This window comes from Salinivibrio sp. MA607 (genome assembly GCF_001996245.1).
GTDB lineage: Bacteria > Pseudomonadota > Gammaproteobacteria > Enterobacterales > Vibrionaceae > Salinivibrio > Salinivibrio costicola.
In genome coordinates this window covers 151,300-176,857 of the sequence record NZ_MUFJ01000003.1, presented here as the reverse complement: position 1 = coordinate 176,857, position 25,558 = coordinate 151,300, and the positions used below count along the sequence as shown (strand labels likewise).

The 25,558-nt window shown below is 49.8% G+C and carries 21 protein-coding genes and 1 tRNA gene; 9 read left to right on the top strand and 13 right to left on the bottom strand.

From position 1 onward, the window contains the following. Positions 1-453 precede the first annotated feature (453 nt). The 3 genes from BZG81_RS02835 to BZG81_RS02825 form a co-directional block, all read right to left on the bottom strand. Positions 454-672 carry a hypothetical protein gene (locus tag BZG81_RS02835; protein WP_021023412.1) on the bottom strand — a complete coding sequence of 73 codons (219 nt, stop codon included), beginning with the start codon at positions 670-672 and terminating at the stop codon, positions 454-456. Positions 673-747: 75 nt separating this feature from the next. Further along, positions 748-2,208 (bottom strand): aminotransferase-like domain-containing protein, encoded by a 1,461-nt coding sequence (locus BZG81_RS02830; protein ID WP_077676692.1) that lies wholly within the window; start codon positions 2,206-2,208, stop codon positions 748-750. Positions 2,209-2,360: 152 nt separating this feature from the next. Then, positions 2,361-2,447, bottom strand: a tRNA-Leu gene (locus BZG81_RS02825). 215 nt (positions 2,448-2,662) lie between these two features. Here BZG81_RS02825 and BZG81_RS02820 point away from each other — a divergent pair. From BZG81_RS02820 to BZG81_RS02790, 7 genes are all read left to right on the top strand, one after another. Then, positions 2,663-3,148: an RDD family protein gene (locus BZG81_RS02820; RefSeq protein ID WP_077459918.1), complete on the top strand. Its 486-nt coding sequence runs from the start codon at positions 2,663-2,665 to the stop codon at positions 3,146-3,148. A gap of 509 nt (positions 3,149-3,657) precedes the next feature. Further along, positions 3,658-5,100, top strand: a complete 1,443-nt coding sequence (locus BZG81_RS02815; protein ID WP_021023409.1) for a YfcC family protein — start codon at positions 3,658-3,660, stop codon at positions 5,098-5,100. 542 nt (positions 5,101-5,642) lie between these two features. Continuing rightward, a complete protein-coding gene (gene arcA, locus BZG81_RS02810; protein ID WP_025674807.1) occupies positions 5,643-6,863 on the top strand; it encodes an arginine deiminase in 1,221 nt (406 codons plus the stop codon). Positions 6,864-6,920: 57 nt separating this feature from the next. Then, positions 6,921-7,883 carry a carbamate kinase gene (gene arcC / locus BZG81_RS02805; RefSeq protein ID WP_021023407.1) on the top strand — a complete coding sequence of 321 codons (963 nt, stop codon included), beginning with the start codon at positions 6,921-6,923 and terminating at the stop codon, positions 7,881-7,883. A 27-nt stretch (positions 7,884-7,910) separates the two neighbouring features. Next, positions 7,911-8,915: an ornithine carbamoyltransferase gene (gene argF / locus BZG81_RS02800; RefSeq protein WP_077459922.1), complete on the top strand. Its 1,005-nt coding sequence runs from the start codon at positions 7,911-7,913 to the stop codon at positions 8,913-8,915. 170 nt (positions 8,916-9,085) lie between these two features. Continuing rightward, positions 9,086-9,574, top strand: a complete 489-nt coding sequence (locus BZG81_RS02795; RefSeq protein ID WP_077676691.1) for an arginine repressor — start codon at positions 9,086-9,088, stop codon at positions 9,572-9,574. Between the two features lie 66 nt (positions 9,575-9,640). Continuing rightward, positions 9,641-10,033 (top strand): RidA family protein, encoded by a 393-nt coding sequence (locus BZG81_RS02790; protein WP_077459924.1) that lies wholly within the window; start codon positions 9,641-9,643, stop codon positions 10,031-10,033. A 54-nt stretch (positions 10,034-10,087) separates the two neighbouring features. Here BZG81_RS02790 and idi read toward each other — a convergent pair whose 3' ends face one another. The 8 genes from idi to nudF form a co-directional block, all read right to left on the bottom strand. Then, positions 10,088-10,654 carry an isopentenyl-diphosphate Delta-isomerase gene (gene idi / locus BZG81_RS02785; protein ID WP_021023403.1) on the bottom strand — a complete coding sequence of 189 codons (567 nt, stop codon included), beginning with the start codon at positions 10,652-10,654 and terminating at the stop codon, positions 10,088-10,090. A 14-nt stretch (positions 10,655-10,668) separates the two neighbouring features. Next, positions 10,669-11,403, bottom strand: a complete 735-nt coding sequence (locus tag BZG81_RS02780; RefSeq protein WP_077646057.1) for a 1-acylglycerol-3-phosphate O-acyltransferase — start codon at positions 11,401-11,403, stop codon at positions 10,669-10,671. A gap of 98 nt (positions 11,404-11,501) precedes the next feature. Next, positions 11,502-13,751 carry a DNA topoisomerase IV subunit A gene (gene parC / locus BZG81_RS02775; RefSeq protein ID WP_077669249.1) on the bottom strand — a complete coding sequence of 750 codons (2,250 nt, stop codon included), beginning with the start codon at positions 13,749-13,751 and terminating at the stop codon, positions 11,502-11,504. A 25-nt stretch (positions 13,752-13,776) separates the two neighbouring features. Continuing rightward, entirely contained in the window at positions 13,777-15,669 is a 1,893-nt protein-coding gene (gene parE / locus BZG81_RS02770) for a DNA topoisomerase IV subunit B (protein WP_021023400.1), read from the bottom strand. A gap of 210 nt (positions 15,670-15,879) precedes the next feature. Further along, entirely contained in the window at positions 15,880-16,458 is a 579-nt protein-coding gene (gene yqiA, locus BZG81_RS02765; RefSeq protein ID WP_077669248.1) for an esterase YqiA, read from the bottom strand. Positions 16,459-16,463: 5 nt separating this feature from the next. Further along, a complete protein-coding gene (cpdA, locus tag BZG81_RS02760) occupies positions 16,464-17,288 on the bottom strand; it encodes a 3',5'-cyclic-AMP phosphodiesterase (protein ID WP_077669247.1) in 825 nt (274 codons plus the stop codon). Positions 17,289-17,310: 22 nt separating this feature from the next. After that, entirely contained in the window at positions 17,311-17,757 is a 447-nt protein-coding gene (locus BZG81_RS02755) for a DUF1249 family protein (RefSeq protein WP_021023397.1), read from the bottom strand. Positions 17,758-17,812: 55 nt separating this feature from the next. Then, positions 17,813-18,439: an ADP-ribose diphosphatase gene (nudF, locus tag BZG81_RS02750; protein ID WP_077676690.1), complete on the bottom strand. Its 627-nt coding sequence runs from the start codon at positions 18,437-18,439 to the stop codon at positions 17,813-17,815. A gap of 231 nt (positions 18,440-18,670) precedes the next feature. Between nudF and tolC the strand changes: the two genes are divergently transcribed. After that, on the top strand, positions 18,671-19,981 hold the full coding sequence (gene tolC, locus BZG81_RS02745; protein ID WP_077676689.1) for an outer membrane channel protein TolC: 1,311 nt from the start codon (positions 18,671-18,673) through the stop codon (positions 19,979-19,981). Between the two features lie 80 nt (positions 19,982-20,061). On the opposite strand, the gene hldE is transcribed toward tolC, so the two are convergent. Then, on the bottom strand, positions 20,062-21,489 hold the full coding sequence (gene hldE / locus BZG81_RS02740) for a bifunctional D-glycero-beta-D-manno-heptose-7-phosphate kinase/D-glycero-beta-D-manno-heptose 1-phosphate adenylyltransferase HldE (protein WP_077676688.1): 1,428 nt from the start codon (positions 21,487-21,489) through the stop codon (positions 20,062-20,064). Positions 21,490-21,686: 197 nt separating this feature from the next. Here hldE and lpxL point away from each other — a divergent pair, with 197 nt between their 5' ends. After that, positions 21,687-22,607, top strand: coding sequence for an LpxL/LpxP family Kdo(2)-lipid IV(A) lauroyl/palmitoleoyl acyltransferase (gene lpxL, locus BZG81_RS02735; RefSeq protein ID WP_077676687.1), 921 nt, complete (start codon positions 21,687-21,689; stop codon positions 22,605-22,607). 22 nt (positions 22,608-22,629) lie between these two features. Here the strand turns inward: lpxL and glnE are convergent, their stop codons facing one another. Beyond that, a complete protein-coding gene (glnE, locus tag BZG81_RS02730) occupies positions 22,630-25,488 on the bottom strand; it encodes a bifunctional [glutamate--ammonia ligase]-adenylyl-L-tyrosine phosphorylase/[glutamate--ammonia-ligase] adenylyltransferase (protein WP_077676686.1) in 2,859 nt (952 codons plus the stop codon). Positions 25,489-25,558: the final 70 nt, after the last annotated feature.

The window sequence follows — 25,558 nt, the reverse complement described above, 5'->3', positions numbered from 1 at the left end:
CAAACGGCTCGATAAATACTGTTTTGTTCGTCTCTTGCGAGACAAACGAATTGACTGTGCTCTTGTTGGCATCCACTTTTAAAAAAGTGAAATCAAAACAGCTCAAGGCTGTACCAACATGAATTGGTCACTCAGTTCATCGAATAAATCTTTTTGTCTATTCTCAACGAGTGCCCACACAGATTGCATAGGTCAAATTGTTRAAGAGCGTGTCGATTCGTGGTCGGCATTTCGTGACTTGCGTCTCGTTGCCCCGTCGACAGGAAGCGCAGTATAGAGATCTCAGTTTTTACCGCAACCCCTAAATATAAAAAAAAAGCGCCTTGCTGCTCGTTTGTTCACAAAACAAACAAAAACAGACAAAAGGCCCCTTTTTCCGGTCGTTGAGAGCTTTTCTAGTCGTGGAGAGCGAGAGATGGCTGGTGCTCACGCTCCCTCAATACAAAAAAACAATTAGTGCAAGTGCGATTGTTGCCTTTCCTCCGCACGCTCTTTCGCTCGACAATAACGCACAGCGCCCCACGCCATGAGCAAAAGCACAAAAGGAATTGCGCCAGCGGTCCATTGCGCCCATGTGTAATAGGCAAGTGTTTCAATAATAATGATGTGGCCAAGGATCAGTAACGCTGCACAAATTATTGCGACCACCATCATGCTCATCTCTTGTTTCATCTTTTCCTCCCAAGCTGGTATTGCACATCCAGTTTAAAGGGAAAAGTGCCGTCGCGGCCTAGTACAAAGTGATCACTATTTAACTGGTACAGGTGACGCGGCGAGTAACGATGAGAGAGCCGTCGCAATCTGATTTAACCCATCACACTCGGCATCATTGTGCTCGAGCTCTCTTGTTACTTTTCCATCAATCGAGAGATTGAGACGAAAGCAATGATTAAACCGTCCATCTGTCGCAAACAATGCACCCGGGGCGATGGTCACACCAAACGGCCTTAACGCCTGAAACAGATCACGCGTATCGATGTTTTTATCCAATGTAACCCACAAAAAATAACCGCCTTTGGGTTCGCTAACCCAGGCACTGCCCGGTAAGATCGCTTTGAGTTGGGTGAGGACCTGGTTTTGACGAGTAGACAGCGTTTCACGTAATCGGCGTAAGTGCGCGTCATAGCCGCCTTGTTTTAAGTAATCAGCAATCGCCAGTTGATTGGGCGCCCCTACGGCTAAGCTCGAAACGGACTGACGCTTCTCTATTTGCATCGCATAGCACCCTGCCGCGACCCAGCCCACTCGAAAACCAGGTGCAAGCTGTTTGGAGAAAGAGCCGCAATGTAAGACGCCGCCTTGCGCATCGTAGGCTTTTAAAGGCATGGGCCGTGAAGGGGTGAAATAGAGCTCACCATATACATCATCTTCGATAAGTGGGACTTGATGAGACGCAAGTAGGCTAACCACACGGGGCCGGTCATCATCTGGAATCGATGCCCCGGTAGGATTATGAAAGTTACTCATTAACCAGCATGCCGATACTTGGTGTGAGATTAAGGCGTGCTCAAGCGCATTTATATCAATACCAGAACTTGGATCAACCGATACAGCAACGGGTTCAAGTTGTAGCCTTTCAAGCGTTTGCAGTACCCCATAAAAAGCGGGTGCTTCGATAATGACTTTATCACCAGGTTGAGTGAGTGCGGCTAATGACAAACTTAATGCTTCTATTGCGCCGTTGGTGATAATGATTTCGTCAATGCCAACTTTAATGCCTTGACGCAGATAGCGTTGGGCAATCAACCGACGAAGCCCAGTGTCACCGGGTGGTAAAATAGTAAAGTGGTCTGGATGTGAAGACTGACGAAGCACTCGCGCCATTGCCCGTCCCAAGGCTTGCATGGGGAACAGTTGAGGATCGGGAAATGCCGAACCAAATGGATAGCGCGTTCCTTGGTGACTAGCACTGATCACATCAAAGACATCCTGATGCGTGGAAAGCCATTGAGAATCAGCTTGTGGCCTCGCCAATACATGCTCTGCCAACTGGTTATAATGAGGGCGAACAAAAAAACCGGACCGAGGTCTCGCTTCAACCCAGCCATCAGCTKCCAACTGTTCATAAGCACGCATCACTGTCATTGGACTCACGCGCTGGAGACGGCTCATTTCTCTTACCGATGGGATCCGCTCGCCGACTTGCCAAACGCGCTGCTGGATTTGTGCTTCGATCCAACGAGCAATGTCTTGATAACGCACTTGCACCTTACTACTCCCTCTTTTTGCTTATCGAGGGATCATACCTTGGGCCGTCAGGATTAGCGGGATAGAATGTGGCGGATTGTGACTTGCACATCGCTTATGCGGGCGCATAACGAAAAAAGCCCCAGTCTTTAGACTGGGGCTTTTTTGGGATTTGGTGCCGAGAGAGGGACTTGAACCCTCACACCCGTTAAGGCGGCGGATTTTGAATCCGCTGCGTCTACCAATTCCGCCATCTCGGCAAGTGGGGCCAATTATACGTACCGCCCTTTCGAGTGCAAGCACAAAAAGCAAAAAAGTGTTTGTTCGCATTATTTTTAACCAACTCAGGACACTAAGATACACTTATGCAGAAAAAACCCCCATAGTTGGGCAAAAAACAACAGCCTAGTCTTACTCGCCAAGACAGTGTCTGTGCTAGGCTAGCATCGAATTGAATACTGGGATGTAAACACCAATGCAAACGTCTTCTATCGCTTGCCCAACCGCAGGTTTTTTTCGCCGCTTAGCGGCCTGGGTCTATGATATCCTCGTGGTTGCCGCACTTCTTATGCTTGCGGGGGGCGGCATGATGGCATTGCTCGCGATCGCACAAGCGCTCGGCATGTCTATCGCGCCCTACCAAGATATCAGTGACTTTCTCACCCATCACCCCATTGTTAACCCATTATATACAGCGTATTTAGCCTGTGTCATCGGTGGGTTCTATGGCTATTTTTGGTGTAAGGCAGGACAAACACTCGGGATGCGAGCATGGCGCCTGCGCCTGCAAAATACCGATGGCAGTAATATTCGCCCCACTCAGGCACTGATCCGCATGGCAACGGCCTGCTTTGGCCTTGGCAACCTCATTGTTATCTTCGATATCAATAATCGCGCTTTCCAAGACCATTTTTCTGAGTGCGATATGATTGTGCTGCCAAAACCCACCAAAAAGAAATAACGCCCCATCAATAGGGCGCAAGTGCGCCCTTTCCTATGCGGACTTCAGTTTAAGCCAACGCTAATTTGATTTAAAACAAGAAAAGCCTAATTATCTCACGTTGGAACCCTTGGTGTTTTATCCTGTTTTATTCATCATTAACGCCCACCACTTATGACTAATTAAGCAATCTGCTCACATAAACGCTCTCGAACAAAGAGATAATATCTACCTTACGCTGCAAGTAGATACATTTTAATCAATAAAAACCCACCTTTCCCTTGGCGAAAAAAAGGATAAGTACGCGTAAAAACCAACATAACATTCACTTTAAAATTTTAGCTCATCTTTTTTAATAAAAAGCCACATTTCCTTTTGTGAGATATCACCAAGAAGTAAGAAGCCTCTCGCTTTTACAATAAAGACAAAGCAAATGTTTATTGCTCAAAATAATAATGACGTGAAACTTAACGCTTTACCTCAACACGTGTAGTACGCCCCTGTACTGAGAAGAGGTATGAGGAGAAACCATGAGTAACCAGAGTGTTCCTGAGAAAAAAGGTTGGTTTGCCAATCTGAAGTTCCCATCCGCTTATACGATACTGTTTATTCTTATTGCCGTCGTTGCCGCCCTAAGTTGGGTCGTACCCGCAGGGCAATACGACCGCACCATGAACGAAGAGCTTGGTCAACAAGTCCCTGTATCAGGCACTTATCAGCAAGTTGAGAGTAATCCGCAAGGCATCGTGGATGTCCTTTTAGCCCCCATTGATGGCTTTTATAATCACCAAACCTATGAAGCGGCGGCCATTGATGTCTCCCTGTTTATTCTTATTATTGGCGGCTTTTTAGGGCTGGTGACGAAAACGGGCGCCATTGATGCTGGTATTGAGCGGGTCACCAAACGCTTGGAAGGGCGCGAAGAGTGGATGATCCCTATCTTGATGGGCCTATTTGCCGCAGGGGGCACCATCTACGGGATGGCTGAAGAATCACTCCCCTTCTATACCTTGCTTGTGCCTGTGATGATGGCCGCACGTTTTGATCCTGTCGTTGCCGCTGCCACCGTGCTACTTGGCGCAGGTATTGGCACATTAGGCTCAACCATTAACCCGTTTGCGACTGTGATTGCTGCCAATGCCGCAGGCATTCCTTTTACCGACGGTATTCTGCTGCGCCTCGCCATTTTGGCCATTGGTTGGCTCATTTGTGTCGCTTATGTCATGCGCTATGCTCGGAAAGTACGCGCTGACCAAAGCCAATCCATTGTTTATGACCAGTATGAAAGTAATAAAAAACATTTCCTTGGCGAGCACGATGATAATCAAAGCTTAGACTTCACCGCCACACGTAAGGTCATCCTTACCGTTTTTGCCGGTGCATTCGCAGTCATGATTTATGGCGTCTCCTCGCTCGGATGGTGGATGGCCGAGATCTCAGCCGTGTTCTTAGGGGCCGCCATTATCATTGGTCTTATTGCGCGCATGAGTGAAGAGGAAATCACCACCAGCTTTATAGATGGGGCGAGAGACCTACTTGGTGTAGCGCTGATCATCGGTATTGCGCGCGGTATTGTGGTGATCATGGACAAAGGCATGATCACCGACACCATACTGAATAGCGCGGAAAGCCTAGTATCGGGCTTGTCGTCATTTGTGTTTATCAATGTGATGTATTGGCTTGAAGTACTTCTGTCTTTCTTGGTGCCCTCATCATCAGGACTGGCTGTTCTAACCATGCCAATCATGGCGCCCCTCGCTGATTTCGCCAACGTCGGTCGCGAATTAGTCGTCACCGCTTACCAGTCAGCCTCTGGCTTGGTCAACCTAGTGACTCCGACGTCTGGCGTGGTCATGGGCGGCTTAGCCATTGCGCGTGTACCCTATGCGAAATGGATAAAATGGGTTGCTCCCCTGCTTGGCATTTTAACTATCATGATTATGGTTATGCTCAGCGTCGGTGTCATGCTGTAAACACTATCACCGCAACACACGCGCACTTGCGATAAGCAAGTGCGCTTTTTTTTGCCTAAAAACGACCTTGACCTGCTTTATTTTTTGTCGCTTTGTATTTTTCACAATAAAACAACATTTTTAACAACAAGCCGTATAATAATGATCACCGTCACAATTCAAACCAAAAAATCGCCTGTACTTGTTAAATTAAAAAAAATCAAAAGATAGTCATTCATTAATGACGCATAAGCTTTAATACACGCAAAATAAAATAGGCATAAAACAAACACAAAGTCCGCGCAAACTCTGAAGATAAAAAAATAAAAACGCTAAGCAATCATTAAAAGTGATTAATTATTAAAGACCACGTAAATCATCTGCCATAAATATCATTAACACAGGGTAAAAACCGCTCTCTAGGATGTATTGAGTCAATGTGATCCAACTTCCAGTTCCATTATCACGCCGCGTTAGAATGAATTTGTACCCAATAATAAATCTGCACTTTTTATTTATCCCTTCCGATGAAAAGCCAAGCAGAGATATACGGAGAAAGAAAGATGAACAACTTCTATGTCGGCTCAGAAATTGGTCAATTACGTACAGTGATGTTACACCGTCCTGAGCGTGCTTTGACACACCTCACTCCCTCTAACTGTCACGACCTGCTTTTCGATGATGTACTTTCCGTTGAACGCGCAGGTGAAGAGCATGACAAGTTCGCACAAACGCTTCGAGACCAGGGTGTGGAAGTCTTATTGTTGCAAAACCTGCTGGCTGAAACGCTGGATGTCCCTGAAGCCAAAGCTTGGCTGATGAACCTAAAAATATCTGACTATACCTTTGGTCCGTCGTTTGCGAACGATATCCGCTGCTACTTAAATGATCTTCCTCATCATGAGTTAGCGTCGATGTTCTTAGGCGGGCTCGCCTACTCTGAGCTTCCGCTGGCGACAACATCGATGTTGCAAGCGATGCATGCCCCTTCAGACTTTATTATCGATCCACTGCCTAATCACTTATTTACGCGAGATACCTCGTGCTGGTTATACGGCGGCGTATCGATTAACCCAATGGCTAAACCGGCGCGTAAACGTGAAACCAACCATCTACGCGCCATTTATAGATGGCACCCACGTTTCGCCAATGGCGACTTTATTACCTACTTTGGTGGCGAGAACATTGATTATGACAATGCCACTATCGAAGGCGGCGATGTCACTGTCTTGGGTAAAGGCGTGGTCCTCATTGGGATGTCTGAACGCACCACGCCGCAAGGGGTAGAAAACCTCGCATCCAGTTTGTTCAAACACGGACAAGCCAAGCAAGTGATTGCGATGGAGCTCCCTAAACACCGCTCATGCATGCACCTTGATACCGTGATGACCCATATGCGCGAAGATACCTTCTCGGTATACCCAGAAGTGATTCGCAAAGACATCAAATGCTGGAGCCTCACCGGTGATCGCACTGGCAAACTCAATGTTCGCGAAGAGGATTACTTCCTGACCGCGATTGAAAAAGGACTTGATGTCGGCCCACTGAATCTGATTACCACAGGCGGTGACAGCTTTGAAGCCGAGCGTGAGCAATGGAATGATGCCAACAACGTACTCACCGTTCGTCCTGGTGTCGTGGTGGGCTATGAACGGAATACCTATACCAACGAAAAATACGATAAAGCGGGTATCACTGTCTTGTCGATTCCCGGTGACGAATTGGGCCGCGGCCGGGGTGGCGCGCGCTGCATGAGCTGCCCTATCCATCGTGATGGTATTTAAAACGCATTGGGCTGAGCCTGCTTGCGCTCAGCCCCAACGACTGTAGAGAGTATGATTATGAATAAACCCACTGTCGTGGTTGCATTAGGTGGCAACGCCCTCCTGCGTCGAGGCGAACCTTTAGAAGCCGACATTCAACGTGCCAATATCGCCAAAGCGGCAAAAACCATCGCGGCGATTGGTGAGCAATATAACGTCGTTCTGGTTCATGGCAATGGCCCACAAGTCGGCTTATTGGCACTGCAAGGGTTAGAGTATAAATCTGTGACCCCTTATCCGTTGGATGTGCTCGGCTCTGAAACCCAAGGCATGATTGGCTACATGCTGATGCAAGAGCTACATAACTTAGCACCGGATCAACATGTGTCTTGTATGCTCACGCAAATGACGGTTGATCCCAAGGATCCGGCATTTGCCAATCCGACCAAACCGATTGGCCCCGTGTATGACCAACAAGAAGCGAATCAGCTTGCTGACAAATATGGCTGGGATATCAAACCGGATGGCCAATATTTCCGTCGGGTGGTACCTAGCCCGCAACCCACTGGCATTATTGAGGATGATGCCATTGCCAGCTTGATCAAACAGGGGCATTTAGTGATTTGTACCGGTGGTGGCGGTATCCCAGTCATTAAAGAAGGTGATCAACTCAAAGGCATTGAAGCGGTGATTGATAAAGACATGTCAGCCGCATTCTTAGCCCGCCAAATCAATGCCGACGCTCTGCTGATTTTGACCGATGCCGAGGCGGTGTATCTCGACTATGGTCAACCCAATCAACGGGCCATCGCCGAGACAACGCCCGAGGATCTAAGCCAATACACCTTCGATGCAGGCTCAATGGGGCCTAAAATTGATGCCTCGTGCGAATTTGTGCGCCAAGGTGGAAAACTGGTTGGCATCGGCGCTTTAGAAGATGGTTTAGCGATTCTAGCCGGTCAGGCGGGCACGCGTATTCGTCCACATTCAGTGAATAAAAACAATATTTCTCACGGCCAACCTGCTCCTGCACAAGCCTGAGACCAATAACGAAGAGGATTTCCCATTATGGCTTTTAACCTACGCAACCGTAACTTTCTGAAACTACTGGACTTCACGCCTCGTGAGATCCAACACTTTATCGACATGGCTATTGAACTCAAAAAAGCCAAATACAACGGTTATGAAACGCCGCGTCTAAAAGGTAAGAACATTGCTCTGATCTTCGAAAAAGCCTCAACACGCACCCGCTGTGCCTTTGAAACCGCTGCGTTCGACCAAGGCGGCCAAGTCAGCTACATCGGCCCAACCGGCTCTCAAATTGGTCATAAAGAGTCGATGAAAGACACCGCTCGCGTACTCGGCCGCATGTATGACGGTATTGAATACCGTGGCTTTGGACAAGACATTGTCGAAGAGCTCGGTGAGTTTGCCGGGGTACCTGTATGGAATGGCCTGACCACCGAGTTTCACCCTACACAAATCTTAGCCGATTTAATGACCATGCTCGAACATGGCCGTGGTAAGCAGCTTCATGAAATGCGCTTTGCTTATCTAGGCGATGCTCGCAACAACATGGGAAACTCCCTGATGGTCGGTGCAGCGAAAATGGGGATGGATATTCGCTTGGTTGCACCAAAAGCATTCTGGCCGGAAGACGCATTGGTGACACAATGCCGTGAAATTGCAGAGCAAACCGGCGCGCGCATTACGCTCACCGAAGACGTACAAGAAGGCGTTAAAGATTGTGATTTCTTGTATACCGACGTCTGGGTTTCCATGGGCGAGTCTAAAGAGGCTTGGGACGAGCGCGTCGCGATGATGAAACCCTATCAAGTCAATATGGATGTAGTGAAAGCAACCGGTAATCCACATGTAAAATTCATGCATTGCTTGCCCGCGTTCCATAATAACGAAACCACCGTCGGCGCCGAAATAGAACAAAAATACGGCCTAAAAGGGCTAGAAGTCACCGAAGATGTGTTTGAGTCAGACTGCTCTATCGTTTTTGACGAAGCAGAAAATCGCTTACACACCATCAAAGCGGTGATGGTCGCCACCCTCGGCGATTAATCCCCTAACAGGGCGTCACACGGCGCCCTGCTTCTCCTCTTGATACCACGCAGTGACACGCATCAAGGTTTCCCTTTACGGCAACTGATAGCATATGCGATTGAATCGCTAATCATCAGTTTTATCTACTGATATTAAAGTAAAGTGCCGTTAATTATAAGGGGTTGCCCGTGGTTGATGATGCAATTCTATCGGTAACAGCCGCCACACCAGAGGACGATATCCTTTCAACGTGCCGGCATTTACTCCAAACCCAAAGCTTTACTACCCAAGATGCTGTGCGTCAGCAACTGGTGGATCTTGGCTATCTTGATGTCAGCCAATCGACTGTCTCTCGGTTATTATCCAAGCTGGGGGTCGCCAAAGTACCCAATGCGCATGGACAAAAAGTCTATACGCTGAGTGGCGAGATGGAGCCTGTGTATGCGATCTCTTCGGTTGGATCACAAATTGACGCGATCACCTGTAGCCACGCCATGGTGGTGGTAAAAACACATCCAGGCGGTGCCCAACTGATTGCACGCTTAATCGATCTTCACCGGCACCCCTTAATTTTAGGCACGGTAGGCGGCAACGACACCATTTTGGTCGCCCCTCGCCGCTTAAGCGATCTCAGTGCCTGCGAGCAAGTGGTCCGTGATCGCCTTGTCCCCGTGTAAACGGCTTTACCTGGCTGGATAACCGTTGCAGACTATAGGTGTTGCGTTTTAACAAAGGAATAGACAATGATCCAAGTACTGCAAACTGAACAAGCGCCAGAAGCGATCGGTCCTTATTCACAAGGGGTTGATCTTGGCAATATGATCCTTACTTCTGGCCAAATCCCGGTTAACCCGGTAACTGGACAGATTTCACCAGAAATTACGGCGCAAGCACGCCAGTCGCTGGATAATGTTAAAGCGGTTGTCGAAGCGGCAGGACTGAAAGTGAACGATATTGCTAAGCTCACTGTGTTTGTGAAAAACATGGAAGACTTTGCCGATATCAACAAAGTGTATGGTGCATTCTTTGACGAGCACGGGGTAGAAAACTATCCAGCACGTTCGTGTGTTGAAGTGGCACGCCTGCCCAAAGATGTTGATATTGAAATTGAAGCCATCGCAGTACGTAGCGCTTAAAGAAGAAAAGCGGCGTCGACGACGCCGCTTAATTGTCACGCAGCCAATCTCGGTTTATATCTGCGAGGCGGTTGGCAACTCAACCATCGCATGAATCCGGGTCAGTACCTGCTCAAACCATGCTGTAAATCGCTCAGGGCTCTCTGCGACTGCCTGCCTCACCTCACTTTCCGGCCACCAGCGACAATCTTCTACCTCATCTGGGTTTAAGATCATATCGACGCGATTCACCTCACAGGCAATGACTTGATCCAACTCGTGTTCAATCAACCCATTGCCCAGTTCTGCGCGATATTCAAACCAAGGTCCCATCATAAAGTTGAGTGGACGCGCAATACCTAACTCTTCGTAAAGACGCCGCTTTGCCGCTGCGGCAATCGGTTCATCCTGTTTGGGGTGTGAACAACAGGTGTTAGTCCACAACCCGCCACTGTGATATTTATCTGCCGCCCGACGTTGGAGTAGATACTCACGTTCCCCATTGGCGTTGCATCGAAATAACATAACGGAGAAGGCCATATGCAGCCATCCTTGCTGATGCGCCTCCAACTTTTCAGCGATCCCTTGTGGTTCACCATTAGGTGATACCAACACAACATGGTGGCGCTGGGTTGAAGTCATAGCTGAATCCTCAATTAGCGGTCGCGTTGATTACGTTCCGCAACTTCTGCATCAAGCTGTTCTAACTTGCTTTTCATCACCTGGTGGCAGTGTTTAGCAAGCGCACGAACATTGTCTTTATCGTAGCCCTCAGATGAAATCGGTGCCATCACTTCAACAATCACATGACCATTGTTCCAACGATTGGCTTTTAAATGATGCGTTGAGCTACATACGATCGGGATCAAAGGCACGTTGGCACCGATGGCGGCGTGAAACGCGCCGGTTTTAAAAGGCAATAACCCACGCCCGCGAGAACGTGTCCCCTCTGGGAATAACCATACGCTCAGTTGCTTGGCACGGATCTTTTCCGTCACCTGCGCAATGGTCCCCATCGCTTTACTGCGGTTCGCTCGATCAATCAATACGTTGCCGGTTAGCCAATAAAGCTGGCCAAAAATCGGTACCCACAAGAGGCTTTTTTTACCAACGGTGACCGCGCCAGGCATTAATGCATTAGATAAGGTCACCATATCCCAGTTACTTTGGTGGTTGGCAATACAAACACTGGCACCGGGCTCGCGCGGTGCGCCTTCGGCAAATCGCAGTTCCAAGCGAATCCCAAATAAACGAGAGAGGCGCCCAAACCATTTACTGATATGATAGCAATTACGGGGGTTACGGGGGCTTAATAAGCAGTAAAGCCCGCCAAAGACAAACAGCAACACAGCGGCAATTAATAATGCCAGCAGTCGCACGACAAAAATCATTTCTCTCTCCAAAGAGCCAGCCTAGAAGGCGAGTCAGTATACGGATTCAGCACAAAAATGCACCCACGCCGCCCTTGATCACAAGGGCGGACGTTGTGTTATTCATCAGTGAGAATATCTATCTCATCGACGCGCTGAAGGCCTCGAGGCAGCATACTCCCTCGACGACCACGCTCGCCACGATAATGGGCTAAATCGTCTGGCTTTAACGTTAATTTCCGTTTACCTGCGTGCAGAGTAATCCCTACATCGTCGGGCACAACGTAGAGCTGACTTAACACTTCTTCACGCGATTTCGCGCGTGCGCCAGGGATATTAATGATTTTATTGCCTTTGCCTTTGCTCAACTGGGGAAGTTCATGCACAGGAAAGACCAGCATTCGCCCTTCATTAGAAATAGCCACAATCAAATCCGTTTCTAGCTGGCTGATTTGACGAGGCGGCATCACCTCTGCATGCGTGGGCACCGTTAACAAGGCTTTGCCGCTGCGGTTTTTTGACAACATATCGGCTTGTTTACACACAAAGCCATAGCCCGCATCGGAAGCCATCAGCATAAACTGGTTTTCATCTGCCATGAGTACATGACGAATCGATGATCCTGGCGTGATATTAATTCGACCCGTAATCGGCTCGCCTTGGCTTCGTGCTGACGGCAAGGTATGCGATTCGATCGCATAACTGCGCCCATCTGATCCCAAGAACACCGCAGGTTGATTACTCTTACCCGGTGCGGCATCGAGGAATTGATCCCCGGCTTTGTAATTTAGGCTGCTGGCATCAACATCATGGCCTTTGGCATGACGAATCCAACCTTTGTCAGATAACACCACAGTGATGGGCTCACTGGGGACTAAATCACGTTCCGTTAACGCTTTGGCCTCGGCACGCTCGATCAAAGGAGAACGGCGGTCGTCACCATATTTTTCTGCATCCGCTAGGATTTCTTTTTTGATCAAGGTGTTTAACCGACGATCTGATCCCAGCAATGTTTCGAGTTTGTCGCGCTCTTTGCTCAGCTCATCTTGCTCACCGCGAATTTTAATCTCTTCTAACTTGGCCAACTGGCGCAACTTGATCTCAAGAATGGCTTCGGCCTGTTTCTCACTCAAACCGAAGCGCTGAATCAACTCCGCCTTTGGCTCATCTTCACTGCGGATGATCTCAATCACCTCGTCAATATTGAGGTAAGCGGCGAGTAAGCCCTCCAAAATATGCAGGCGAGCGAGCACTTTTTCCAAGCGATGCTCAAGGCGACGTCTTACGGTTTGGCGTCGGAAGGTTAACCATTCAGACAAAATGCCGTGTAAGCCTTTGACCTGCGGCCGACCGTCCAGGCCAATCATATTGAGGTTAACGCGATAGCTTTTCTCTAAATCGGTCGAAGCGAATAAGTGATCCATCAGCTGATCACAGTCAACACGATTCGAGCGCGGAACGATGACAATACGCGTTGGATTTTCATGATCCGATTCATCGCGTAAATCATCCACCATCGGCAGCTTTTTCGCTCGCATCTGATTGGCAATTTGCTCTAATAATTTGGCACCAGAGACTTGATGCGGCAACGCTGTGATCACAATTTCATTGCTTTCTTTATGCCACAAGGCGCGCATCTTGATGGATCCGCGTCCGCTGGTATAGAGCTTTTTCAAATCTGATTTTGGCGTGATCACTTCAGCTTCGGTCGGATAGTCAGGGCCTTGAACATACTCAAGCACGCCGTCTAAATCCATACTGGGCTTATCAATCATCGCCGCCAGCGCATTGGCGAGTTCCCGGGCATTGTGCGGGGGAATGTCGGTGGCCATACCCACTGCAATCCCAGTAATACCATTTAATAAAATATGCGGTAAACGTGCCGGTAAGGTCTTCGGCTCTTTCATGGTGCCATCAAAATTGGGGCCCCATTCAACCGTGCCCTGGCCAAGCTCTTGCAGCAACACTTCTGAAAAGCGTGAAAGACGTGATTCGGTATACCGCATCGCAGCAAAGGATTTAGGATCGTCCGGTGCACCCCAGTTCCCTTGCCCATCAACCAGTGGGTAGCGATAAGAAAACGGCTGCGCCATTAACACCATGGCTTCATAGCAAGCCGCATCCCCGTGGGGGTGGTATTTACCCAACACATCGCCAACGGTACGGGCCGATTTTTTATACTTTGCGGAGGCGGAAAGCCCCAACTCGGACATCGCGTAAATAATCCGGCGCTGCACTGGCTTTAAGCCATCGCCGATAAACGGCAGTGCGCGATCCATGATGACGTACATCGAGTAATTGAGGTAAGCGTCCTCAGTGAACTGGCGAAGGGCAAGCTGCTCTACGCCATCATAAGTCACCTCTGTCATGCGAATAAGATCCCGTTATAGTTATTTAAATATCGATAAGTTCGGCCATATCGCCTTTTTGCTGCAGCCAATGGCGGCGATCTTCCGCTCGCTTTTTCCCCAGCAACATATCCATCAGCTGTTGCGTTTGCTCTTCGTCATCGATAGTGAGCTGTACCAAGCGCCGAGTATTGGGGTCCATGGTGGTCTCACGCAGTTGTAAGGGGTTCATTTCCCCTAACCCTTTGAAACGTTGAACATTGATCTTGCCGCGCTTATTACTTAAACGCTCCAAGATCCCGGCCTTTTCATCCTCGTCCAATGCATAAAAGACCTCTTTTCCACAATCAATCCGGTACAAAGGCGGCATCGCGACATAAACGTGGCCACCTCTGACCAACGCGTGAAAATGTTGCATAAATAATGCGCATAGAAGGGTCGCAATATGCAGGCCATCTGAATCCGCATCGGCCAAGATACAAATTTTATCGTAACGCAGGTGAGATAAATCGCTCGAGTCCGGATCGATCCCCAGCGCGACCGAAATATCGTGTACTTCTTGCGAGGCGAGTACTTGGTCTGCTGAGACTTCCCAGGTATTCAGGATTTTTCCTCGAAGCGGCATCACCGCCTGGAATTCTCGATCGCGCGCTTGTTTGGCCGACCCGCCTGCAGAATCCCCTTCGACCAAAAAGAGCTCGGTACGACTGGAATCTTGCATGGCACAATCCGTTAACTTGCCAGGTAATGCAGGGCCAGACGCCACTTTTTTACGCACCACTTTCTTGGCAGCACGCATCCGTCGATGGGCGCTGGCGATACAGACTTCTGCCAAGCGCTCAGCCAAATGCGGGCGCTCATTAAGCCAAAGGCTGAACGCATCTTTTACCACGCCAGAGACAAACGCCGCACATTGGCGCGATGACAAGCGCTCTTTGGTTTGTCCGGCAAATTGCGGGTCTTGAATTTTAACCGAGAGCACGTAGGCACAACGCTCCCAAATATCGTCCGCGGTCAGCTTGACCCCGCGAGGCAATAGGTTGCGAAATTCACAAAACTCCCGCATTGCTTCCAACATACCTTGTCGTAAGCCATTAACGTGGGTACCGCCCTGTGGGGTTGGAATTAAATTCACATAACTTTCGGTGGTTAACTCTCCCCCATCTGGGAGCCAAATCACCGCCCAATCAGCGGCTTCACTTTGGCCACTAAATTCACCGATAAAAGGCGTCTCGGGCAGTACCTCATAACCTTTCACACTGTGTGCTAAGTAGTCTTTGAGCCCGTCTTCATAGCACCAAGTAATGGTTTCATTGGTGTTTTTATCCGTCAGGTTCACCGTCAAGCCCGGACACAATACAGCCTTGGCTTTTAAAATGGTTTTCAAGCGCGTAAGCGAGAACTTGTCCGAATCAAAAAATTGGCTATCGGGCCAAAAATGAACGCGGGTACCTCGATTACGGCGTCCACATGTTCCGGTGACAGTCAAGTCTTGTACTTTATCGCCATTTTCGAACGCGATGTCATACACCTGACCGTCGCGTTTAACGCTGATCTCGACCCGATGAGACAAAGCGTTAACAACCGAAATACCCACCCCATGCAGGCCGCCACTAAACTGGTAGCTTTTATTGGAAAACTTACCGCCAGCATGGAGTTTACATAAAATCAGTTCGACCCCAGAGACGCCCTCTTCTGGGTGGATATCAACCGGCATCCCTCGCCCATCATCAATCACCTCTAATGACTGATCTGCATGAAGAATGACATCAATTTTACTGGCGTGACCGGCTAGCGCTTCATCGACACTATTATCGATCACTTCTTGCCCCAAATGGTTGGGACGGCTGGTATCTGTGTACATACCCGGACGTCGGCGCACTGGCTCGAGCCCATTGAGGACTTCTATCGATCCTGCGTTATAGTTTTGTTCTGTCATAATCGATTAGCTTAATAAATGTGATGACATGGTCAGCAAGGGGGATCCGCTTGTCAAGCGCGACCCCAGATTGCCACGAGTTTCTGTGAACTGCCATCCGAGTCATAGTTGGTTTAAGTATCCGCTTAGCAGAGCGCTTTGGCAGATAAACATGGGTGGACAAGGCATTGGTCAAAGCATGAGTGGACAAGCATTGGCGTGGTAAGCAGATTAGACGCCGAGAAATTGCAGTATCTCCTCGCAATAGCGTTCAAAGCCAATAAAACTATGATCGCCATGAGGCTCAACGGTCTGTTTGCTCGCGTTAAATTTCTCCACCGCCTGACGGTAATCTAATACTTCATCACCCATTTGTTGTAATAACCAAAAGCGAGAAGGCTCAGACAGCGTGGGCACATCAAGCTCACGCAGGGCGAGAATATCAGCGGCATCCAAGTAGTAATGTTCTTGGGTATAAGGGTTAACCTGCTCGCCAATATAGTCTTGCAATAACTCATAAGGGCGAACCGCAGGGTTCACCAGTACAGCAGGCAATTGATAACGTTCACTCAACCAAGTGGCGAGGAATCCCCCTAATGAGCTTCCGACCAATCCAAGTTGATGCGTTTCCCTGTAGGCCTCTACCCGTTCAGAAAGTAAATCGATAGTCGGCGCGGGATGGCTAGGGAGTTGCGGGACCAATACATCAATATCAGGCCGGTAACGATGGCAAAACTCACGCATTTGCGTGGCTTTTAATGAGTGTGGCGAGCTATTAAAGCCATGTAAGTAAAGTAACGCAGATGCCATGTTGATTAATACCCGCTCGAGTCAAAGTCAGGACGGAAGTAACGTCCGGTGACACGTTCAACTTGCGTGTCAATGTGTCCGTCAGGATAAAGCGTCAGCCAGCGCCAACCCGGGTTTTGGTTATCGAGGGCAAAATCATGCGAATCGGGCATAAACTGGATACAGGTTGAAGGCGCTGCCATCACACGCGCGCCTTGATGACGAATATCTAACGCCTGATGAATATGGCCACACACCACCACTTTCGCTTGAGGATGGCGAGCCATAATCTGCCAAAACGCCTCTCGATTGACCAGTTTATGCTGATCAAGCCAAGTGCTTCCTGCCTCCAAAGGGTGGTGATGCAATAGCACGAGCGCGTGTCGCTCTGGATAAGCACTTAAATCCGCATCTAAGCGTTTGAGTTGATCGTGAGATAATTCACCGTGCGGCACACCCGCGACCTGGCTGTCGAGCAAGATCATTTGCCAGTGATCCCCTAATAAGACCTGCGAACGGGCCATCAAGGTGTTCGAGTGCAGCACCGCGCGCATTTCAGGCTGAAAGTCATGGTTGCCTGGCAGCCAAAAGCAAGGCTGCTTCCAGCGCTGAATCCCGTCGACAAAACGACGATATGACAATGCAGAGTGATCTTGCGATAAATCGCCCGTGGCAATAATGGCATCAAAAGGCTTAGATGTCGCACTGATTGCCTCTAACACGGCGTGATAGCTTTGAAGTGTGTTGATACCCAGCAAACTGCCCTGCTCATCGGCGAACAGGTGCGTGTCGGTAATTTGCAAGAGACGAATGCAATCGCCGTGGGCGTTATCTATCTGACAAGGCTGCAACGTTGAAAGTACCTTTGCTGGTTTAGTTTAACGATGATTTATACATAGGATTAGACGCGCTAATGCCACGACGCAAACAATGGCCGAGCCAATCCGATAAAAATGCATTCACTTGATGCTTTTCATCGCGCTGATGCATGCGCGGATTTGGGTAATCATAACGTGGTTTCAAACGCGAAATCTGCTGCGTGGTACACACTTCCGCCACGCGTGCGTCGTGATACAAGCGTACAGTCAGGTTAGCATGTAAATACGAAGGTGCGTCTCCTGGACTAAGCTGCGCGATATCAAGCAAGGTGGTATAACGCGTCGACTCGCGTACCACCAGCGCATATTCCTGACCATGAATATCGTATCGGCAGACGCGACCTACCTCATCCGGCTGTGGCATCAGACGAACAAGCTTGGCGTAATTGGTTTCATAAAGGCGCATCATCGCCGATAAGTCGACACGATAATTAGTTTTCACGGGTACCTACTTGTTATTCGAGCCTGCGCAATGCGTACACGATCGGTTATCGGTTTTAACGATTATAACTCTGACGCAATCTCGCCGCATTGAGTTCCAACCATTGTAAAGCAATGATCGAGGCTGCATTCTCAATTTCACCATCGACCACTTTTTGATACGCCTGCTCTCGAGAAAAACGATGAACAAGAATGTCTTCATTCTCAGTGTCTAGACCATGAATCCCCTCGGCATCACTCGCATCCACAATGGCAACAAATACATCGAGTTGCTCAGAGCACCCACCGGAGCTGGATAAATAACGGGTGACATGTTCCATTTGCTGCAACAACAATCCAGCTTCTTCTCGCGCTTCACGGTGTGCCACTTGCTCTGGTGATTCATCGCTATCGATCATGCCCGCGACAATTTCTAACTGCCACGGCGTCGCTCCCGCTGCCATCGCCCCGACGCGGATTTGCTCAAGCATGACCACCTCATCTCGCCCTGGATCATACGGCAGTACCGCGACGGCGTGTCCACGCTCAAATAGCTCTCGTACCACCGTACCGCTCCAGCCGCCCTCAAATAGACGATGACGAAACTGATAGCGTTGAATAGAAAAGAAGCCTTGATAAAGTGGTGAGATATCTTCAATCACGATATCGTCGCGACCAAATTGTCCGGGCGGATGGTCTGACATGCTAGTTCCTTATGATAGGCTGTCGCGGCGCAGTCTTATCACTGGCCCTGATTCACTGCAAACTTTAAACTTAACTTTTTTGATAAAAGTTACAACTATTTTTAAGTCCCATTTACAAATTGGATAGTTTACACTCAATGTCCTCACAAATTGTCAGTTTCACGCAAGCATAATTGCGTTAAGCTAGTAGCTGTATATTTATCGAATAGCACAGATTCAGGGATTCTATCTATGAAAAAATTGCTCCCTCTGGCGTTAGGTTTGGCACTCGGCAGCGTAAGCAATGCAGCCTTTGCCGATGATCTCGCCCAAATTTACCAACAAGCGAAGCAAAGCGATCCCACTCTTAATCAAGCGGCCGCTGAACGTGACGCGGCGTTTTCCGCCGTGGATGCTACCCGCGGCACCTTGCTGCCTCAAATTGCACTTAACGCCAGTTACGCGATCCAACGCAATGACAGCGACGATGGAAGTGATAACGATGTCACTTCCGCCGATATCAGCCTGAGCCAACAAGTATTTAAGCGTGATAGCTGGGTGAATCTGGATATTAGCGAAATGCAAGCGCGTCAACTGGATGCCGCCTATGCTGCCCAGCAACAAGGGTTGATGCTGCGCGTGGCGCAAGCGTATTTTGATGTCCTACGTGCGATGGACAAGCTTGAGTTTATTCAAGCAGAAAAAGCGGCGGTGGGCCGTCAGCTTGAACAAACCAAGCAACGTTTTGAAGTTGGCTTGTCGGCGATTACCGATGTGCACGACGCTCAAGCGCAGTATGACGCTGTGCTCGCCGATGAGATCTTGGCAGAAAACGCTCTCACCAACAGCTATGAAGGCTTACGTGAGATCACCGGCCAAGCGCCGAGAGACTTACGCGTGCTCGATAAAGCGCGTTTTAGTGCCAGCAACCCGCAACAGCAACCCGCTGCTTTGGTGAAGACCGCAGAAGAGAAAAATCTGCAACTGCTGGCTAACCGCATTGCGCGTGACACCGCCAAAGAGCAGATTAAGCTCGCCAAAACCGGTCATCTGCCTACGTTGACGTTTAGCGCCAAATACGGGATGACGGATGTTGATAACCAACACACGCCAGGCTCTGTTGATTCTAACGAGGGGACGGCTGCGCTCAACTTTAGCTTACCGCTCTTCACCGGTGGCAGCACCTCCGCCAATGTTGAAAAAGCACAACATGAATATGTGGCCGCCTCGCAGGGGTTAGAGTCCACTTACCGGAGCACAGTGAAAGATGTGCGTGCGTTCTATAACGACATTAATGCTTCGATTGGCGCGCTGCGTGCTTATGAACAAACGGTGATTTCAGCTCGCTCGGCATTAGAAGCGACAGAAGCCGGCTTTGAAGTGGGCACCCGTACCATTGTCGATGTGTTAGACGCGACACGCCGTTTGTATGACGCCAACCGTAATCTATCAAACGCACGTTACGATTACATTTTAAGTCATTTGCGTTTACACCAAGCGGTCGGCACCTTGACCGAGCAAGACTTACTTGATATCAACCAAGGGCTGGTGAAACAAGATTAATTCACGCTTAAGGCTCGAGAACGCAAAAAGGTGCCGACGGGCACCTTTTTTATTGTTTTCAATTGATAGGGCAAGAGGCGCTATTGACCACGCCGAATCGATTCAATGATCTCAGTCGTTGAGCATCCTTCTTCGAAGTTAAGCACCTTGACCTCACCGCCATTGGCAAGCACCGCTTCAGCTCCGGCTATTTCACTGACCTGATAGTCGCCGCCTTTCACCAATAAATCCGGTAACACCGCACTAATCAGGCGCGCAGGCGTTTCTTCGCCAAAGGGTACCACCCAATCCACAGCGCCAAGCCCCGCCAAGACTGCCATGCGTCGATCGGTGGGATTAACCGGACGGCCTGGTCCTTTTAAACCTTGTACCGACGCATCAGTATTAACCGCGACAATCAGGCGATCGCCCAATTTAGCGGCTTCGTTTAAATAGGCAACATGACCGGCGTGCAAAATATCAAAGCAGCCATTGGTCATCACCACTTTCTCACCCCGTCCTTGCGCCACCTTAACCGCGTCGATCAGTTGCGATTCTGTGGTGACCCCAAAGCCGGACTCGTGAGAGCCGTGTATGGCTTCGGTTAACTCAATGGTTGATAGCGTTGAGGTGCCGAGCTTGCCGACCACCACACCGGCAGCGGCATTGGCCAGTGCACATGCGTGTTCGATCGGTTTGCCGGCAGCTAACGAGGCCGCCAGCACCGAAATAACGGTATCGCCAGCGCCGGTGACGTCATAGACCTCTTTGGCCAGCGTCGGCAAGTTAAGTGGAGCAGCATCAGGACGAAGCAAGGTCATGCCGTGCTCACTGCGGGTGACCAACAACGCGCCAAGCTCATAGTGTTCAATCAACGCTAAGCCTTTTTCTTCCAAGCTTTGATCGTCTATCACCGTACCAGCCACGGCTTCAAATTCGCTCAGGTTTGGCGTAAGCAGACTGGCGCCACGATAGCGCTCGAAATCCGTCCCTTTGGGATCCACCAAGGTGGTCACGCCGGCTTGATTGGCGGCTTGGATCAGTGACTGCACCTGCGCCAATGCGCCTTTGGCATAATCCGATAAGATCATCGCCTGCGCCTTGGGTAAGGCCGCTTTCACTTTTACGAGCATCGGGGTGAGATCCACGCCCGCAAATCCCTCTTCGAAATCGAGCCGGATCAGCTGCTGATTGCGGCTCATCACCCGTAACTTAGTGATCGTCGGATGCGAGTCCAGCGCCACAAAGTCACAATTGACGTTTAAAGAGTCCAGGGTTTGGGTCAGCGCATCCGCTTGTTCGTCCTTGCCTGTCAAACCAATTAACTGGGTATGTCCCCCTAAAGCAGCGATGTTCATCGCCACGTTGGCAGCCCCACCAGGGCGCTCTTCCGTTTGATTGATTTTGACCACGGGCACGGGGGCTTCTGGTGATATACGTCCGGTGGGGCCATACCAATAGCGGTCAAGCATCACATCACCGACGACCAGAACATTGGCTTGGTTATAATCAGGCAGGCTGAGTTTCATCTGGATCTCCGAATACTGTCGTTACCGAGCGATAGTAGCATAGCCAAAAACCAAATGGGGCGCGTACAGGCGTGCGCTGCGCACAATCTCAACATCCATCTGGCAGACAAGCACAGGACAGCCCCTGCAATTTACTCTACAATGTGGCGCCTGCCTGACGGCTGGTTTCATTTTTGTTTTCACGAGTCATTGACACTATGAGCGATTTTTCACCGCCAAAATTTCACATTGGATTTCTTCACCCTCGCTATCTTCACACTTGGCTCGGTGTGGGGCTCATGTACCTAGCCAGCTGGCTTCCCTATCGCGTTCAGTTCTACGCGGGGCGCGGGCTTGGTCGACTGATGCATACGCTGATGAAACGGCGAGTGAAGATCGCCGATCGTAATCTGGCATTGTGTTTCCCTGAAATGAGTCCTGCCTCGCGTCAGATGATGGTGAAAGAGAACTTTGCCAACTCTGGCTTGGCCCTTTTTGAAACCTGTATGGCATGGTTTTGGCCTTCTTGGCGCATCAAAAAACATGTGGTCTATGAAGGCCTAGACCAACTTAAACACCTAGAAAATCAGGGGCAAGGGGTACTCGTTATCGCTGTGCACTCGATGAACTTAGAGTTGGGTGCGCGAGCCTTAGGTGAGGTCACTCCTGGCGTGGGTGTGTACCGTCCTAACAATAACCCTGTTTATGATTGGTTCCAGCACCGTGGCCGTACTCGGCACAACTGGGCCATCGACAGGAAAAACGTTAAAGCCATGATTCATCATCTCAAGCAAGGCGATAGGATGTGGTATGCACCGGATCATGACTACGGCCGACGCCGTTCAACCTTTGCGCCATTATTCGCCGTTGAGAAAGCGTGTACGACCACAGGAACGAGCTTACTCGCACACGCAGGTCACGCCGCCGTGGTGCCGTTTTCGATTGTGAGAGATCGACGCGGTGGTCAGTACCGGATAACCATCCATTCTCCGCTGCAAGATTTTCCCAAGGACGCCGATGCGGCTGCCGTTGTCACCAATCGCGCGGTTGAGCAGTTAATCCTACAAGCGCCGGAGCAATATATGTGGTTACACCGACGCTTTAAAACACGCCCTGAGGGCGAGCCATCGCTTTATTGAGCATCGCACGCGGATCGCTGATTTACGACGCCTTTTCTGTCGCTAGCCATTGTTGCCAAGCTTGCATCACGGCATCGCGTTCGTCGAGGAATGCACTGGCTTCGACCTTGCCACTCTCTCCGGCCAAGTGGCTACGATGCAATGCATTGCGCATGCGGGTATACGCCGATTTCAGGCGCTCTGCTTGTGCCATCGTCATCACGCCAAGCTCGCCAGCTTGCTCAAAAATGCGTGCGTTATCGCTGTAACGGGTTAACGCAGGTTGTGTGGCACTGTTGCCGAGCACCAGGTATTGCGCTAAGAACTCGATATCCGTGATCCCACCAGCGTCTTGTTTGATAGAGAAGGTATCGTTTTGCCCTGTCGCTTTATGCTGCCGCATTTTTTCACGCATACCACTGACTTGCTCGCGCAATATGTCCTGATCGCGCGAGGCCGATAAAATGCGATGCCGCACCTGTGCAAAGCCAGACTCAAGGTCGGGGTCGCCGTCGATCATCCGCGCGCGAACTAACGCTTGGTGCTCCCACGTCCAGGCTTCGTTTTGTTGATAATCCGCGTAGGCCTCTAACGTGCTCACCAGCATCCCTGAGGTACCTGATGGGCGAAGGCGCGTGTCGATTTCATACAAAATCCCAGACGGAGTGCGGGTGGAGAAAAGATGCACAATGCGCTGCGCCAAACGCAGATAAAATTGCCGGCCATCAATCACTTTTCGCCCATCAGTCTCAACATCCGCCGGGCAGTCATGGAGAAAAACCACGTCGAGATCGGAATTGTAACCCAGCTCCCAGCCTCCTAACTTGCCGTAACCAATCACCGCAAAGCCACGTCCCTCTCGCTCGCCTAAGTGTGTCGGTTGGCCATATTTTTCCACCATCTGGTGCCAGGCCTGATTGACCACCGCCTCTACAATCGCCTCGGCCAAGTAAGTCAAATGATCACTGACCCGCATCACCGGTAAGACACCGGCAATATCTGCGGCGGCAATTTTTAATAGTTGCACTTGCTTGAACTGACGTACGGCCTCCATCTGCTGCTCCATGTCCTCAACCGGGATCCGTGCCAGATAATCGCGCAATTCGCTGCGATACGCATCAGGCGCAAGAGGTTGATACAAGTGGGTCAGATCCAGCAGCTCGTCGAGCAACAAGGGATAACGTGCCAGCTTTTCCGCCACCATGGGGCTGGCGGTACAAAGCCGAAGGACTTGATCAATCGCCCCCGGATGTTCATCTAATAACTCTAAATACGTTGTCCGAGTGGCAATATTTAATAATAAATGGGTAATGTGCGGCAGAACCTGTTGAGGCTCAGGCAAGGTTAATAATTTACTTAACAACACCGGCATCAGACGATTGACCACCTCACGGCCACGTGGGCCAACGGTCCGTTTCGCCAGCTCCTGCTTAAACGTTAATAATTGCTCAGCAATATTGGTCTCCGGCACATCCAACCCTGTGAGGATCAATTTAGCGTTGTCGACATCGCGCGCCATCGCCCATAGATCGTGATACTCACTATCAACATCCATGTCGTTATCTTGTTCATCTTCGCCAATTAAGCCAGAGAAAACCTGATTGACCGCCTGCATGTGCCGCGCGATCTCCGCGTGTAAACTCGCCCAATCTTTACTTCCCATTGCGAAGGAGAGACGATCCCGATCAAGCGCGTTATCGGGCAAGGTCTGCGTTTGTTTGTCATCTATGGCCTGCAATAAGTTCTCGACCCGACGCAAATAGCAGTAGGCTGCTTTTAACTGACTGACTTCAGCGGCTGGCAGTAACGCCAGTTCTTCTATCGCATCCAAGGTTTCCAGTAAGCCACGCTGACGCAAGCTGGGCTCTCGCCCCCCACGAATTAATTGGAAAGATTGTGCAATAAATTCAATTTCTCGAATGCCACCCGCACCCAGTTTAATATTATCCGTCAGTCCACGCCGACGTACTTCTCGTTGAATTAACTGCTTCATCCGCCTTAAAGCTTGTATCGCGCTAAAATCGATATAGCGTCGAAAGACAAAAGGACGCAGCATTTTTCTAAGCGTTTGATAACAGTCGTATTGCTCTTTGCCCATCACCCGTGCTTTAACCATGGCGTAACGCTCCCAATCACGCCCTTGTTCTTGGTAGTAATCTTCCAAGGCAGAAAAGCTCATCACCAAAGGCCCACTGTCGCCAAATGGGCGCAATCGCATATCAACGCGATAGCAAAAACCATCGACGGTAGGCTGATCGAGCGCTTTTATCAGCCTTTGACCCAGTCGCGTAAAGAATTGGGCATTGGCGATACTGCGCCTTGCTCCCTGAGTATCTCCATTTTCGGGATAGGTAAAAATCAAATCGATATCGGAAGAAAAATTGAGCTCACCGCCTCCCAATTTCCCCATCCCGAGTATCAACATAGGCTGAGGGTCGCCATCTGGGCTCATTGGCGTGCCCCAATCATGGCAACAACGCTGATATAACCAGTGATAAGCACTGAGGATCTGCGCCTCAGCCAAGGCCGATAAATGCTGTAAACTCGCCTCTACTGGCCACTGCTGATGAATATCGCGCCAAGCAATCCACACAAGTTCACGTTGCCGACACAGACGTAGTTGACGATGGAATTCATGCTCATCATTCACCGTCTCAAGCGCTGCCGTCAGTTCTGGCTGATAGCAGGCCTCGCGTGATACATCGCGGTGATGTTGATAAAGCCATTGCAACAATCCGTCAGTGTGCGTGAGCGCAGAGGCAATAAAATCGCTGCATACCAATGCCTTTTCCAGCTGGTCGCGGGCGGGTCCTTGCCATTGGTCAAGTGCTTGGGGGGCGAATTCAGCCAATTGTGTCCAATGTTGATTCAGGTTGGCGGAAAGGGAGTCAGACAGCACCATGAGCATTCCTTTTGATAATTCCTTCATTTGACACTAACAAAAACGGCTCACTAATGCAGTGAGCCGTTAT

What these genes read in the sequence shown, in the direction of transcription:
- argF (WP_077459922.1), top strand. Translation starts at nt 7,911, where the DNA reads ATGGCTTTTAACCTACGCAACCGTAACTTTCTGAAACTACTGGACTTC.
- arcC (WP_021023407.1), top strand. Translation starts at nt 6,921, where the DNA reads ATGAATAAACCCACTGTCGTGGTTGCATTAGGTGGCAACGCCCTCCTG.
- BZG81_RS02835 (WP_021023412.1), bottom strand. Translation starts at nt 672, where the DNA reads ATGAAACAAGAGATGAGCATGATGGTGGTCGCAATAATTTGTGCAGCG.
- glnE (WP_077676686.1), bottom strand. Translation starts at nt 25,488, where the DNA reads ATGGTGCTGTCTGACTCCCTTTCCGCCAACCTGAATCAACATTGGACA.
- hldE (WP_077676688.1), bottom strand. Translation starts at nt 21,489, where the DNA reads ATGAAACTCAGCCTGCCTGATTATAACCAAGCCAATGTTCTGGTCGTC.
- BZG81_RS02780 (WP_077646057.1), bottom strand. Translation starts at nt 11,403, where the DNA reads ATGATTTTTGTCGTGCGACTGCTGGCATTATTAATTGCCGCTGTGTTG.
- parC (WP_077669249.1), bottom strand. Translation starts at nt 13,751, where the DNA reads ATGACAGAGGTGACTTATGATGGCGTAGAGCAGCTTGCCCTTCGCCAG.
- nudF (WP_077676690.1), bottom strand. Translation starts at nt 18,439, where the DNA reads ATGTCAGACCATCCGCCCGGACAATTTGGTCGCGACGATATCGTGATT.
- BZG81_RS02790 (WP_077459924.1), top strand. Translation starts at nt 9,641, where the DNA reads ATGATCCAAGTACTGCAAACTGAACAAGCGCCAGAAGCGATCGGTCCT.
- yqiA (WP_077669248.1), bottom strand. Translation starts at nt 16,458, where the DNA reads ATGGCATCTGCGTTACTTTACTTACATGGCTTTAATAGCTCGCCACAC.
- arcA (WP_025674807.1), top strand. Translation starts at nt 5,643, where the DNA reads ATGAACAACTTCTATGTCGGCTCAGAAATTGGTCAATTACGTACAGTG.
- idi (WP_021023403.1), bottom strand. Translation starts at nt 10,654, where the DNA reads ATGACTTCAACCCAGCGCCACCATGTTGTGTTGGTATCACCTAATGGT.
- parE (WP_021023400.1), bottom strand. Translation starts at nt 15,669, where the DNA reads ATGACAGAACAAAACTATAACGCAGGATCGATAGAAGTCCTCAATGGG.
- tolC (WP_077676689.1), top strand. Translation starts at nt 18,671, where the DNA reads ATGAAAAAATTGCTCCCTCTGGCGTTAGGTTTGGCACTCGGCAGCGTA.
- BZG81_RS02820 (WP_077459918.1), top strand. Translation starts at nt 2,663, where the DNA reads ATGCAAACGTCTTCTATCGCTTGCCCAACCGCAGGTTTTTTTCGCCGC.
- lpxL (WP_077676687.1), top strand. Translation starts at nt 21,687, where the DNA reads ATGAGCGATTTTTCACCGCCAAAATTTCACATTGGATTTCTTCACCCT.
- BZG81_RS02815 (WP_021023409.1), top strand. Translation starts at nt 3,658, where the DNA reads ATGAGTAACCAGAGTGTTCCTGAGAAAAAAGGTTGGTTTGCCAATCTG.